Consider the following 14238-nt stretch of genomic DNA (forward strand, 5'->3'; position numbering starts at 1 on the left):
TGCAATAAGCGAATATTTCTTGCTAAACGATTCAAAAGTACTCGCTGTCCGCACGAGACTTCTCTAACACATCATTATTCTCATTTCGCTAAAAATCAGGTCACTAGCAATAAACCAAGAGTTTTCTCAATTTATTTTCTAAAATGACGAGCAATCTATTATAACTTGATTGCGCGAAACTATTCAAAAAACGATGTTGAAGTTTATTGTTTTCGGAGTTCTAGTGTTTCTAATCTCCAGACCGTCCCTATTACGTTGTGAGTATCCCCGATAATTAGGGGGAATCGCTGGTCCCCGGCATGACTTAGTCGCCCTGTAGTCTTCATGATCCGAGACGGTACCGTCGGGGAGGCCTAGGACGGTCGATGACAGCTGATAGGGACACGGCTAATTTTCAAAACAGGTCTCGTTGCAAGCATGGGTGCTCGCAACGAATGTCATGGCCCCAGCGACTGGAACAACGGCATATCTATTTCGTTTTCTAGGAGCATGACGGCAACAAGGTTTTCGACAAACCGTTGCCTCAACTCAAAACTGAGCTAGAAGATGTTTTCACTAACTCCAGCAACACGGCACCGTACTCGTTGTCGTCGACCACCCAACACGATCGGTGTACTTCCGATTGCTGTCACCCGTGATTACGACTACGAAGTCGGATATTTACCAGGTCTTACAATGCGTAAATCTGCAGATCTATTACGAAAACAGACAAGCGCGACGTGCTCATCGCCGCTGATACTACCCGCACAATACCCATACAGCTACGTGCTGTTGACCGAAACAGCAAAGTAGCCTCGACTCTCAAATGCTGTCCGCTTCAATGAGTATTGCTTATGACTACGCCACAACCAGTCACAATAGGCTACACAGTGCTTCACCCAAATCTACCCTAGCCTGGAGCATGTTTTCGCTAACAGCACACTTACCCGCACCCCGGTACTGAACTTGCTCACCTATTACAAAGACCAAAGGCTGACCTTAGCCGAGCCTTGGCTTGGCTTGGCTATCCAGGAAAACCCATCACAACCCGGACGTGCTGTTAGACAACATTTTCGTGGCACTAGCGGCACAAACCGTTACTATTCCCAGAGTCGAGGCAACTGAGCTTGTTATCCCACAACTGGCAGCCAACAGTAAAACACTAAAGACCTAGCGCCGGCCAGATCGACAGCGTGCTGGAAAATCTCCCTCTTTCCGAGGCCTTGATGAGTATGCCGGGGATCGACATCAAGACCTCAACACAGATGCAACATCATCTACACCATGCTCAAAAAACAAGGAATTCTGCCAAGAGGCACCTATAAAACATCAACCGCAGTCTAAACCGAGCAGCAATCAGGCCCAGCAACACCAATTGATGGCCCCAATAACCATGCCTAAAACCCACCCCAAGAGTTTCATTTAAAAAATCCATTCTAGGCTTGACAAAATAGGGACACCCACTACTTAAAAAATGTTTTCCTGCTTTTAGACCTTTTCAGCTCAGAGTATCTTTCTTCTATCCCCTTTCCCATTCATCTCATACCCCAACGCTCTTCCTTCCCCTGCTTCTCAGAACTAGTGCGAGGGCTGGCAAAACAAGCAAAATATTGCCGACGATCATGCAGACGATCATCACGCTTGCGCTCGTATAATCTGCGATCACTCCCAAGAAAAATGCCCCACATGGAATGAGCGCGCGGTCTGTTTGAGAAATTCCACTAAAAAGTCCTCGGTGCACTTCTGGAGCTAATACCAATGTTGCGACTCGATTAGTCGTACGATACAGCTGCCCAATAAGCCCAATACCCCCAAGAAGTAAAAGATTTACCCAAGCGATGTTTCCGGTAGAAAGCGATGTGGCAAGTCCGACAAGCGGGATTACCAGGAGAAAAGCACTATAAAACGCTATCATCGCCGCGGGCTTTTTCACCCATCTTTTTATCGCTAACGCTCCCAAGGCCGCGCCGATGCCGGCGGATCCTGCCATAAGTGCCACGCCGTGTTCCGCATTCTCTTCGAAAGCCGAATGCGCTATAACAGGGAGCATCGCAGTATAAGGAAATACAAAAAGCATTGGACCTGCCGCCAAAATTAGTTGCGCACCGAGAGCAGGTTGCTTACGTATTTCTGCTTGAATAATTGCAAAAGTCTTTTTATTTTTTTGTTGTCCAGGTTCTTCACACATAGCTACTTCTTTTTCGGAAGCGCTAAATTTACCTTTCCGCTTTCTTTCTTGGACGGATATTCTCACAGCAATGATGGCAGCGATGCTATACAGCGCTGCACTCATAGAAATTGCAAAAGAAACCCCACCGATCACCATCAAAAAACCTGAAAGCGCTGGCCCGATTGCAAGCGAAAGGGTTAAGACCAATGATAAAGATGACATATTCGACATAAACATTATGTCTTTACTCAGCCTGGTTAAGACTACGTTTCTAATCGCTGGCTCGGCAGAAGTTATAAAAGCACGAATAGCCACAACACCGCACACAAGCCATACTGTTTTTTCGGGGCTCAGAAATGAAGTATGAGCCGCCGCCAAAACCAACCCGGCTACTGCCAGTGTGGATGCGCTGCCAGTAAAAAGCACAAAAGCAAGCAGCCGGGTGGGATCTTTTCTATCAGACATAGATCCCAACTTGGGGGCAGCCAAAATCAATGGGAAAAGCCTGGCAAAGGTTACAAGGGCAACCAGAGTAGATGATCCTGTGGTATGAAAAATCCACCAGTTGAGCGCTACGAGTTCAGCCGAGCTTGCGATTCGAGAAAGTAGCGCTTGTCCTATGAGTAGACGAATGCCGCTCGGCTTATCCACTTTATACATCAACGTTTTATGCATTGCAGTGGGTTTGCTACGTCAATGTATATATCCTTTCCTGTGTTATCCATCCCCATGGATAGAAACCCTTTGCGTCTAATAGCTTCTCGACGCAACCATTGGGCATCATCCTCTGGAAGCGGACATGGTAGGCCATCGATGAAACGCTCGATCTCCACGCACACGATCTTCCATAGCTCGTCGATATCGGCTCCGTGGAAGCTGGCAATCTCAGCAACAATGCCGTCGAGGTTCCCAAAAACAGAGGCGTAGAATCCCTTATTAATGAATTCTTCATAATCCTCTGTCAGGGTTATTGCTTTGGGCTCAAATGGGTTTTGCTCGCACCATTGATTAAGCCTTGGTAAGTACGCACGCAATCCAGAAAAATCTCTTAATAGAAGACCTCGATAAACAGGTTTTCCGTTTACAAAAGCGATACGAACCATCGTGTTTTGTAAATGCTGCTCTAAAGCAATTCCGCGGAAGCTCATGAGGCTCAGGACTGTGCTCATAAGATCAAAGGTGTATCTACGCAGAAAATCCAGGCCGAGTTCTTGCAACGGACTCGCTAGAATTCCCTCGTGCCCACGTAATGCACAAGCGCTTATCGCTATTTCTCCGTCTTCTAAATAATTCGCGGCGTCGTCGCGAAGCAAAACAGACAAACCCCGTCTAGCAGCTTCATCTGAGTTCCTCATGCCTCTGGCCAACGTCACGCCCGATAGCTCTGGAATAACCTTTACGCGTGGAGAAGCGCCCATGTTTTCCTGCACATATGCAACCGCCTGTTTCACGAGTTTGGCAACACGTGGTGTGCCCAACGCACTATTTTGAGAAATAGAACGTCGGGTCGATGTAAGTACAACGTCAACTGCACATTTGATAAAAGGTCTTTGTCCTAATTCAGATGGCGCATGCGGAATGGCCGTGCGCAAAGAAATCGTGGGCCGCACGGCCAGCGTCACATGAGGAATAATCACTACTGCCCCATCGTTAATTTCCTGTGCATAAATTTCTGAAATCACGTGTTGCCATTGCCACGGGTGAACTGGAATTATCTCAAATTTTTGTGCATCATGCCCCAGTCGGCAAAGTTCCTTAGCCGCAGCATCGATATGGGCTGCAAAATGACGGGTGAAAAAATCATGAAACCCCGTTGCCGTGGAGGTTTCCAGCAGATCACGTCGCACCGCTAACAACCGTAAATCTACGGTGGAATAAGACTCGGGCCCATAGGACACGGACTCCTCTGTGGAGAAACCTCGCCGAAGTTTTGCCAATGGATGCACGTTGTGTCCGCTGATGCCTATCGAGTCGGCAGTGACCATGGCTTCATGAGGCGGCAGATACTGGATCAAAGTCCATAGACTCCGGCTATTCTTGCTTATGCGTTGCTCCACTTGCGTCCGGACAAGGGAGAGATTTTCTGTGGCATTTCTTATGTCTTTTGATAAGACTGCTAGATCAGACTCAGAAAGACCTTCATCTTTAGCCGCAGCGTTCACTCTATTGTGCACACACGATTCAGCCCAATCTATGCTCCGTTCAATTTTTCCGTATAAATGTTTTTGACTTAAAAAGGCTTTAAGCTCTAGTGGATTTTGATCAAACACGTATTCTTGCTCTGTCACAGCACCGGAAAGACGCATTCCGAGTATTCGTTTAACAGGCAATTTACTGCCTAAAAGGCGGCCATAGACAAGCAATAAATGCTCCTCCATGGATGTCTGCATGGGCGATTCTGAGCCAAATTTAGCTGCACGGCTGCGCCAATATTCACCCGCGAGCAAATGTGCAAGTTTAGTAGATATGTCTTCTACCTGATGCTTTTCCAAAAAAAGACAGTTTAAGAGATTCCGATACAGATTAGTAACCAGCGGATAAAACGTTTTATCTACAAGCCGTACCGCATCGTCTTCGCTCAGCGCGGTACCAGCGATCTCATTAATAATGTTCTGTCCTACGCTGTGTTCTAACAACGGCCCCTTGGCCCACAGCCGACAGCCTCCCAAATCTCGTACAAATACCTTGTGTGGCATGCCATTACGTAATACCAAGACAACATTTTGCGGGTGTGGCTCAAGCGCGATTCCCCAGCGTGCTAATAAAGCGGATGCCGGCACAAAAAGCAGTCGTCCTAGAGCACTAAACCATTCCTCTATAAGCTCTGGAGTCTCTAGACACGAGCTGTGAGATAACTCTTTAAGTAGATCTTTAAAAACACAGTTTCCGGTGAGTGGGTTTTGTGCCATCAGCGTTGCCGCAGGCAAAGCCACATCGCCAGAACGCATATTCTGTGCAGGGTCTTCTCGAAGTATCGCGCCTAAGCAATGTGCCCGGATTCCTACGTTTGCAGCCCACCTAATCGAAGCTTTATCTCGAACAAGGTTAAACCCAGGCTCATCGTCTGATGTGCGGGGAACAAAGCCCGAATCCAGCGACATAATTGAATCAAGCACAGAAGAAATCAAAGGTGCTTTTACTGCGCTTTCAGAAATGCCACGAACGGCTCCTGTAAGCTGCACTTCCAATGCAAGTTTAATATGAGCTGTACCTATCCCGTCGCTCACCCGTACAGTCCGAACAGACATAAGCGGTTCGGCTGGGATAGTGGCATGAAGCAGCTGTATTACCCCATCTGAAATTTCTTGAGAAAACTCTTTTCTAATTACCGAGTACCACTGATATGGGTGAACAGGAATGACTGCTTGCTCTTCCCGCCCCTCTTTTAACAGTTCCTTTTCCAATATTTGAGAGAATTTTGGAAGTAAATTAGCCAGTTCCTCCCGCATATCTGCACCTTTGGCTACAACAAATTCCTGAGGTACTGCAACAAACCGTAATTCATACGACTCAACTTGCTCTGGAAGAACTCCTGGCCAGGATTCACCGAGTCCCAAGGAAGTCTTTGCAGCAGGATGCGAAGGGTGCCCATCACATACTAATTGTTCACATCTAGCTAATAATGCAGATGAATTAGCCACGGAGCATCGTTGCAGCATCGCCGCAACGAGGGTAGAAAAGGGAGTTTGATCCAGACTGCTACGTGTTTCAGCAGAAAGTTCTTCTCGTTTTTCTTTCCACCGAGAAGAAATACCAGCTCTAGCCCGCGCAAGTCCCATTACTCCGTCTGCGATTTCTTCGCATGTCCGATCAAGGTTGGTTGCGTCTACGGCAAGAGCTCCTGTTTCTGCCAGCTTACGGAGTAACTCAGCAGGAGAATCATTCTGCCAAGATTTTATAACTCGCTCCTCCAAGATCGCCTCATCACACAGCAATTTTTCCTGTTGAAGCGCAGCAATTAATCTCTGATGAATATCAACTTCGGAAGATCGATAAAACAAAGATATATCTTTAAATTTACTAATTTTTTTAAAATTTTCATCCATCATGGTAGCCAAGGCTACCTTTAGTTACTTGTGAATTCCATAAGCAATGGGAAGCTTTCTCCCAGTTTCTGGATCTGTCACCATAAGCGTGGAAATACTAAAAGCTTTCTTAATCAGTGTTGGGTTCAAAGTGGTTTCTGTTGGCCCCTGTTCAAGAATTTTTCCGTTCTTCATCACCACAACATGATCAGAGAACTTAGCAGCATGTGCCATATCATGGACTACCATCACGATAGTCCTTCCCTTCTCATTCAGGGACTTGACTAATTCCAAAATAGCTAATTGATGTGCAGGATCTAAAAACGTGGTTGGCTCATCCAGCAGCATAATAGAGGTCTCCTGCGCTAGAGTCATCGCGATCCACATGCGTTGTTTTTGGCCGCCGGACAATTCCATCGCAGATTGCCCTAAGAAGGTATCAACGCTAGTGAGCCTTGAGGCCTCGTCGATAGCTCGCTGATCTGAATCGCTTAAAGAAGCAAAGGCACCCGTGTACGGATAACGGCCAAAAGCGATAAGCTCCCGCACTGTCATGCCTTCAGGAACAACCGGTTGCTGAGGTAAAAAAGAAACCTGACGGGCAAAATCACGAGCAGAAAAGGTGTCAAGATCGCGCTCGCCTAATGTAACTTGCCCGTGCTCACCTTTTAATTGATTCCCTAATAGTTTGAGCAAAGTTGATTTGCCACAGCCATTCGGACCAATCAACGCAGTAATTTTCCCAGCGGGAATAGTCACCGAGATATCTTTTATTATCAGATCTCCGCCATATCCCGCGGAAACACCCCTACAAGCGAGCTGGGGTTCACTAGATACACATGCGTTATCATTTTTTCGGTCAAACATTATGTCCCCTGAACTCTGGTTACGTTGAGAACCAGATAAATAAAATATGGTGCTCCGGCAATTGCAATAAGCGCTCCCACAGGTATTTCTGTCGGGGCAAAGGCCCACCTCCCCACGGCGTCGGCGCCCACGACGATAGCGGCTCCTGCCAACGCTGCAACCGGTACCTGCTTGGTTAAAGACTGCCCCACAAGTAGCTTTGCGGCATGCGGCACAATGAGCCCTACAAAACCGAGGACCCCGGCAGCAGCAACCGATGCAGCACCGCAAAGTACCGCAATACCCATAGTCCCCAAGCGTAAAAATCGCACACGCGCACCAATGCTTTTCATTGTCGAGTCATCCAGCGTCAAGGTATTGAAATGGCGGGCATATACCATGACAACGATAAAACTAGCGGCAATAATCGGAGCCACAGTCATAGCGTCGCTCACCGTACGCGCATATAGAGAGCCTTTCAGCCAAGTCATCGCAGCCCCCGCTTCAGGCGCAGCTCTGACAAGAAGCAGTTGTGTTACGGCAGCGAGCCCCACAGAAACCGCAACTCCAGTCAAGGCTAAGCGAGCTGGATCAATAATAGATTTACCTGCGGCGACAAAGACAAGAACGGCTCCAAGCAAAGAACCAAGAAAGGCAATGGGAGTCAAAAAAGCTGCTGGAAGCGTGCCAAACCCCAAAAGAGCTAGAACGGCGAGCAAACCTCCGCCAGCAGTAATACCTAAAGTATCAGGAGCGGCAAGGGGATTACGCAATCCCACCTGAAGCAAGCATCCCGATATAGACATGCCAATCCCAGCTAGCATCCCTACGACAACACGTGGCATGCGGTATCGCCAATAAAGATCTTCTCCGGCTATAACACCCGTTATAACATCAATAAGTGGTTTTTGTACTGCTCCAATCGCCATTCCGATAATGCAGGCAAAGGCCAATAAAGCAATACAAATACCTACAACAGTGGCGAACTTTTTGTTCGAGTACTGTGAGGCTTCAGCCGAGTTTTTCAAGAGTAATTCTTTATTTCTTTTCATAGGTCTACCTTGGCCTTCTTGTAGATCCCGTATGCCGAATACCCCATAACAACAGAGGCACGCCCGCGACGGCTGTGAGGATACCCACTGGGGTCTCTGCTGGCGCCCACAATTGCTGTCCTATAGTATCCGCAACCAGCAGCACCGTTGATCCCACAAACGCCGCAGAGATGAGGACAAATCGGTGCGTTCTCCCGCATAATCGTTGAGCGATTACTGCGGATAAGAGGCCCAAAAAGCCAATCGGCCCGGCTGCTGACACACATGTAGCAGTAAGGATTACGGCGGAAATCACGACCCATTTTCTTACCAAAGCTGGGTTTGCGCCGATCGCTTTACTAACAGATTCACCGGTGCTCAACGCGTCGAGGGCTCTTCCAGCCGCAAACAAAATTGGTAATAGAACAGCAACAGCAATAATCACAGGTATAAGCTCGGGCAACCGAACGCCGCCAAGGCGGCCATTGAGCCATGCCAGAACCGTGGTCAGTTGGGCTTCATCCAAAACTAAGAAAATTGAGGTCATCGCACTAAAAACTGCAGAAACGGCAATCCCTAATAAAACCATTTTTTGGATTGCGTTTGCTCCCGACAAATCTGGATTTTTTCCACGCAAGCTAAAGACCAGGGTAATTCCAGATGCCACTGATGCCCCGATAAGAGCTCCCGGAAGCAAGTACACACCGGTAGATGAACCAGTTATAAAGCTTGATGCCACTGCGCCGAAGGCTGCACCTGCGTTGACTCCCGTAATGTGCGGATCAGCGAGAGGATTCGATGTGGCAGTTCGTAGTAATACCCCGGCAGTCCCTAGCGCAGCACCGATAAGGATTGCCCCCAATAAGCGATCACGCGTTCCCAACCAAATCTCTTGATATAACCACGGCGCTTCTTTTGGCGCCTCAACCTGCAGCAATTTCCATGCAGATAGCGATGCGACGATAAGAACGCAGACAAACACGCATGCAACCAAGGAGGCTCCTTTTTTTAGTGAGCCTCCTTTCTGCTTTTTCTGATACCCGAGCACAGCTAAGAGCTAATAATCTGATCCAGCATTGCTTCTGCTGCCAGTGGGCCTCGCGACCGCGACCACGTATCCTGTTCAACATTCACGATCTTATGAACAACCCCGGCATAGGGGCTGGCGCGGAATCCCTCGATGTCGTTGTACAGATACATGACATCAAGCTTCATTCCAGGCAATTTGTCACCGGTCAATTCTGCTACGTCTGTCTTGGACTCAATCGCTGATTTTTGCCCGTCAAAACCATAATCGTATCCTACGGCCGTTAATAGTGACCCAGGGAAAGAATCTTTCACCCAGGTATACAGTGTATTTTTGGACCATCCGATCAAGGCAGTCCGGGTACCGGGCGCTACTTTGTTTTTAGCCGTTCCGATTTTAGATTCTATGCGGCTTCGCACCTCCGCTGCTTTATCTTCTTTTCCTAGAATTTTCGCAATACTATCCATTGAGTCAAGGACATCAACATAACTGGTATCTTGATATGCCTCTGTGGGGGCAATGTTTTTTAGCTGCTCCATAATCCCTGCTTGGCGTGTAGGGCTAGCAAGAATAAGGTCAGGTTCGAGGGATTGGATCACCTCTAGATTTGGCTGCTTAGCTTGGCCTACAGAGGTGGCGTCACCCAATTTTCCTTTAAGAGTTTGGGGTTCTTTTGACTTACCTATTTCCACTATCCCCACAGGTTGTACCCCAAGAGCATAAAGGATTTCCTCGTACCGCCAGTCCAACGCAACAACCCGCTTTGCCGAAGCCTGTTGTGCTTCTTTAGAACCTTCTCCTGCGGAATTCGTGCTGTTGGTCGTAGAGCATCCGCCCAAGATCAGGGCCACAATAGCCATCATTGCTATGAATCCAGCGAACAGAACATTCCGCCAAGGCATACTCAAAAAATTAGGTTTGCTTTGCATACCTTAATACTGCAATGTCTGTGTTCTTTACGCAAAATTATTTTTCCCCATCAACCCAAAGAAACTTCCTGCTCAGATAAATGCCCCTGGATGAAGAATGAGGAGCTTCACCCAGGGGCTTAAAAATACTTATGGCATTCGCTGTGCTCGTACCCAAGTAATAAGCGCGGCACGAGCGTCTTTAGCGCTTAGCTGAGGGAGATAACATTGAGAAACCGCTAGGCCGATTGTCGGCAAAGCTAGCTCGTCGTCATAGCATAAATACCAGGCTCGATGTTCAGGGTGGAACTTATATTTGGATGCCGCCAAAGATCTAAACCCATACAAAGGTTCGATAGCTTCTCCTGCCTTATTCAGTGTTGCGTCGAGAAGCGTAGGCATTGTTTGTCCCGATGGCGGGGCAAGCGGCGCTCCCGAAAGTGAGACCCACGAGCACCCGAGTTCTTTCGCCTTAATCAGTGCTTCAGCCAGCAAAAACTCAATGACAGGCCGGAAGCCGTTGGCGTCGCGACGCATGAAGTCCAAAGTGTACCCGGCAAGAACACCGTTTTCGTGAACAGGCAACCAGCTTGTTATACCATGTACATGCCCATTTTCATCGACTGCAACCAGTAACTTGGTCTCAGAGTCTTTGAGCTCTTCCAGAGTGCCAAGCGTGAATCCCATTTCGGGCAATGCTCTTTCTGAAACCCATTCCTCAGAAAGCACAACAATCCTATTTTGCAGATCAGGAGAGGCCTCTGCCCAAGATGTCCATACTGTGCTAATGCCTTCTTTAACAGCTCGATTACGCGCAGTACGGATGTTTTGAAACTTCTTCCCTTTAAATTCGGTGTTGGTGGTATGCAAAACAGATTCTTCTGCAACATGCAGCTTTCTAAAGCCATCAACACGGATTTCCTCAGCAAACTCCTCACGCGTGGAATACCATGCGACTCGCCATCCGCGCCCAGACGCATATGCTTTGAATTCTCGCGCTACAGCCAACCTGTCTTTCTGATCCAGAACCACAGGTTCTCCGAGAGTTACCGCTATGCCTTTAACCAATCTAAACGCAACAAAACCACGCGGGAGCGGCTCAGTTTGGGACTCGTCTTCAGCTGGAGTCTCAGCAGCATTCTCCTCTAACTTAGGCGCAGCAAACCAGAAACTATTTCCGTCCCACATACTCATCCAAGACAGATGATCACCAGAACCATTACGTAGGATCTTGCGAGCTGTGACAATATCCGACGCATTATGTCCAGTCGCAGGGATGCTCATGATGAGTCTGTAAAGGGCAAACAATGCCACCATCCAGAACACTGCCCCTACCCATTGATAAAGTATCCAGGCAGGTTGGCTCTCCGGATACAGCACGTGTTGTAGTACTAAAGATAAAGCCGGAGGAAGATATCTACTAGGCAATTCATAAAAGGCATAAAGCAAAGAATCCAACGAGCTAAAGTTATCTGCCAGATAATAAACGCCTATTATCCACGTTAACGCTGTGATCACAAACGTGGCCAAAATTAATGACAGGTTTCGTACAACCTCTTTACGCTCTACATTCACAAAGAACAGTCGTTGGCTAACGCCAAGAGCCAATAGTGTAACTAACCACGGCAACATGACTTCAAAGAAATTGACTGTGAAAATTAGCGAATTGCCGCGTTCATCAGTAATCGCAATAAGCTGAACTGCGATCGCAAAAAGCGACAAGCACTGCAGCACAAGAGAGAAGCCCCAAGCTACTCGACGTCCACGGATCAGGCCAATACAGAAGATTAACTGCGCAATAACCGGGACTAAGTTAGCAAAAATAGCTGCAAAACCCGTTTGTCGAGTCAGAGTTAGTGCATCGATGCATTCTGGTGAGGAATAATCTGGTGCACAAATCTCTGCCACATCAGCTGAAGAAATATGCGGCTGCCACATCAAGCTGGTCACCATAGAAAATGGACCGTGCGCGTAAGGGTTAAAGGCAACAACAACAGGTCCCAAAGCCACACTCATACAGAGCACTGCTACCAAAATACGAGATTCTCTAAGCGAGGGACGCCGGAAAATGATCTTTATTCTCTGGTATTTTCTTCCCCCAAGTTGAACAGCCCCAATAATGGTACCGATGATAGTAGCCACCGTTGCTACTGAATCTGTCAAGGTCCCAGAAAACAGCACTAGAGTAAAGGACAGAGAAAAGAGCACCAGTCTGAGTCGACGCCGCCACAACGTAGACATTGCGGAAGAGGCGACTGCAGCAGTTCCAAAAATCCAGCCGCTCGGACTCAGTAGTGTCTCATTAAGCAGGTCATTACCCCACTGATTAAGACCTAAAGTCTCAATAAAGCGAGCGCTAAGGATCCCTAGTGGAATAGAAATTCCGTTTAGTACCCCAACTGCTACTAAGAATCGAGTCGATCCCAGCACAAATTCAGCAGGAACAGCCAAAAATAGAATTCCGAGAGTTGCCAATACTGCGGATTGATGCGAACCTACCGTAAAGCCTGCAGTAAGAAGGTGCCACGATGGTAGTTTCTCCGATGAGTTCAATCCCAGCACATCTCGCGGATGATCAATGCTTGCATAAAGAATCCATAAGAGAGCAAGCAACAAAAACGAGATCGGGACTCGTTTAATAATGCTTTTCCCGGAAGTAAATATAGGGAAAAGTATCCGTCGTATTGACGTGATAGGAATCCATGCAATCCGTGTTTTATCTAAATAATTGCGTATCATCCTCGCGGAGAATTTTGTCGAAGATCGGTTGAACTCCGCATTAGCCTTATCATCATCTTTTATGTCTTCATTGACGCGTTCTGCGGTTACGCCCGTGGTCGGTGACATTAGCTAAGGCCTCCTCGTTGAGCAATCCAATCAAAATGTTGCGCAATAGCATTTCGCCATGTTTTAAAGTCATGGCCACCTTCAACTGTAAAATACTCCGTTTTCATTCCAGCTTTCATAGCAAGATCGTTAAGGTGCATCAGCTCTTGTTGCGCTAACGGATCTGTTTGCCCGGCCACAAAGCGCCCTGGAATCCCGTCGTAACGCTTGGAACTTAACAGTTGCGCGGGATTTACAGCTTGGAAAGCAGCCTCGTTCCCGCCAAAAAATTGTTTAACTGTATCCGCGTGGTTGCCAACAGTCGGCTCTGCTTGCCCAGACATATTCAGAAATGCGCCATAAGAATCTGGATGATTGGTCATAATCTGCAAGCTGCAAGTTCCGCCATAGCTTAATCCGCCGATAGTCCACGTCTTCTGGTCTTCATTGACCCTAAATTTTTGCTTAATCAGCTCTGGCACGTCTTTGCTCATATACGTCATCACCTTATACTGCGGACCATCCACGCAAATAGGATTTCCGGTGAATGTAGCAGTGCCATCTACGCTGATCACGATAGGCGATACACCCCCATGCGTCTTCTGATAGTGATCCGCTACTCTGCCGACCTGACCAGATTCAAACCAGTCTGAAGGCTGTCCCGGATTGCCCGCCATCAAAACTAAAACTGGGAGGCGCGTTTCTGGCTGAGACCAATACGCTGGTGGGACATAGGCTATAGCATCTCGCGCCGGAAAACCTGAGCTAGTTCCTGCAAAAGGAACAGTTACAATTGCGCCTGTCTCCCCGGAACCATCCGACGGGGTCCGTCCCGCAGCATTGAACGCATCAAAGCTCATTTCTTTTGCCACAGGCTTTGGATTAAGCGAAGCCACATCTGGGTATGTTTGGTAATGAATATTTGTCACTCCCGCTGCGCAGGCCATAGCAATAAGAATGGCTATGGCAGTGGAAATGCGCGTACCGGTATGGGTAAGGGTACAGAGAAACACGAAAATAACGATGCCCCAGGCTATATATACTTTTGTGGGAACAACGTCTGGGAAGGGCTTCCATACGACTTCAATAAAGTATTTGCACACGATCATAGCCAGAACTGAGGTCACTGCCCAGATCATCGAAACAACCACAATTCGTTTCGATTTAAGTCCTCTCAGAACTATCAAGAGCGCAATAACACCACACGCATAAACCGCCCAGCTCACGGGTGGGTCTGTGAGGCTTATATCTTTAAGAAATTGCATACAGAGATCTCAATCATTCTCAGGACTAAAACAAGCCTTATCTAGGCTTCCAGAACGAACTAACAGTACACCGCTTCTATTAAAAATATGTATTGGAAAACACATGTTTTTCTTACATATCCCATGCGGTCGTCGCAACTGCTTACCAAATATCAAATTTC

The 14238-nt window shown here is 47.6% G+C and carries 8 protein-coding genes; all 8 read right to left on the reverse strand.

Annotation, left to right across the window (positions count from 1 at the left end; genetic code table 11):
* Positions 1 to 1519 precede the first annotated feature (1519 nt).
* The gene (locus tag CpATCC19410_RS08240) at positions 1520 to 2824 is read right to left on the reverse strand and encodes an MFS transporter (RefSeq protein WP_013241848.1); all 1305 of its coding nucleotides are present in this window, start codon (positions 2822 to 2824) and stop codon (positions 1520 to 1522) included.
* On the reverse strand, positions 2809 to 6198 hold the full coding sequence (locus CpATCC19410_RS08245; RefSeq protein WP_013241847.1) for an IucA/IucC family protein: 3390 nt from the start codon (positions 6196 to 6198) through the stop codon (positions 2809 to 2811). The genes CpATCC19410_RS08240 and CpATCC19410_RS08245 overlap by 16 nt, the downstream gene beginning before the upstream one ends.
* Positions 6199 to 6219: 21 nt before the next feature.
* Positions 6220 to 7041: an ABC transporter ATP-binding protein gene (locus CpATCC19410_RS08250; protein WP_013241846.1), complete on the reverse strand. Its 822-nt coding sequence runs from the start codon at positions 7039 to 7041 to the stop codon at positions 6220 to 6222.
* A complete protein-coding gene (locus tag CpATCC19410_RS08255) occupies positions 7041 to 8072 on the reverse strand; it encodes a FecCD family ABC transporter permease (protein ID WP_013241845.1) in 1032 nt (343 codons plus the stop codon). The genes CpATCC19410_RS08250 and CpATCC19410_RS08255 overlap by 1 nt, the downstream gene beginning before the upstream one ends.
* Positions 8073 to 8076: 4 nt before the next feature.
* The gene (locus tag CpATCC19410_RS08260; protein WP_013241844.1) at positions 8077 to 9045 is read right to left on the reverse strand and encodes a FecCD family ABC transporter permease; all 969 of its coding nucleotides are present in this window, start codon (positions 9043 to 9045) and stop codon (positions 8077 to 8079) included.
* Positions 9046 to 9101: 56 nt separating this feature from the next.
* Positions 9102 to 10007 carry an ABC transporter substrate-binding protein gene (locus tag CpATCC19410_RS08265; RefSeq protein ID WP_014401159.1) on the reverse strand — a complete coding sequence of 302 codons (906 nt, stop codon included), beginning with the start codon at positions 10005 to 10007 and terminating at the stop codon, positions 9102 to 9104.
* 129 nt (positions 10008 to 10136) lie between these two features.
* The gene (locus tag CpATCC19410_RS08270) at positions 10137 to 12833 is read right to left on the reverse strand and encodes a bifunctional lysylphosphatidylglycerol flippase/synthetase MprF (RefSeq protein ID WP_014522402.1); all 2697 of its coding nucleotides are present in this window, start codon (positions 12831 to 12833) and stop codon (positions 10137 to 10139) included.
* Positions 12833 to 14077: an alpha/beta hydrolase gene (locus CpATCC19410_RS08275; protein WP_013241841.1), complete on the reverse strand. Its 1245-nt coding sequence runs from the start codon at positions 14075 to 14077 to the stop codon at positions 12833 to 12835. The genes CpATCC19410_RS08270 and CpATCC19410_RS08275 overlap by 1 nt, the downstream gene beginning before the upstream one ends.
* Between the last annotated feature and the right edge of the window lie 161 nt (positions 14078 to 14238).

The sequence above is a fragment of the Corynebacterium pseudotuberculosis genome, from assembly GCF_002155265.1.
In the GTDB taxonomy this organism is placed as follows: Bacteria; Actinomycetota; Actinomycetes; order Mycobacteriales; family Mycobacteriaceae; genus Corynebacterium; species Corynebacterium pseudotuberculosis.

Coding starts and splice junctions, on each gene's coding strand:
- CpATCC19410_RS08265 (WP_014401159.1), bottom strand. CDS start 10,007: ATGCAAAGCAAACCTAATTTTTTGAGTATGCCTTGGCGGAATGTTCTG.
- CpATCC19410_RS08255 (WP_013241845.1), bottom strand. CDS start 8,072: ATGAAAAGAAATAAAGAATTACTCTTGAAAAACTCGGCTGAAGCCTCA.
- CpATCC19410_RS08275 (WP_013241841.1), bottom strand. CDS start 14,077: ATGCAATTTCTTAAAGATATAAGCCTCACAGACCCACCCGTGAGCTGG.
- CpATCC19410_RS08240 (WP_013241848.1), bottom strand. CDS start 2,824: ATGCATAAAACGTTGATGTATAAAGTGGATAAGCCGAGCGGCATTCGT.
- CpATCC19410_RS08245 (WP_013241847.1), bottom strand. CDS start 6,198: ATGATGGATGAAAATTTTAAAAAAATTAGTAAATTTAAAGATATATCT.
- CpATCC19410_RS08250 (WP_013241846.1), bottom strand. CDS start 7,041: ATGTTTGACCGAAAAAATGATAACGCATGTGTATCTAGTGAACCCCAG.
- CpATCC19410_RS08270 (WP_014522402.1), bottom strand. CDS start 12,833: ATGTCACCGACCACGGGCGTAACCGCAGAACGCGTCAATGAAGACATA.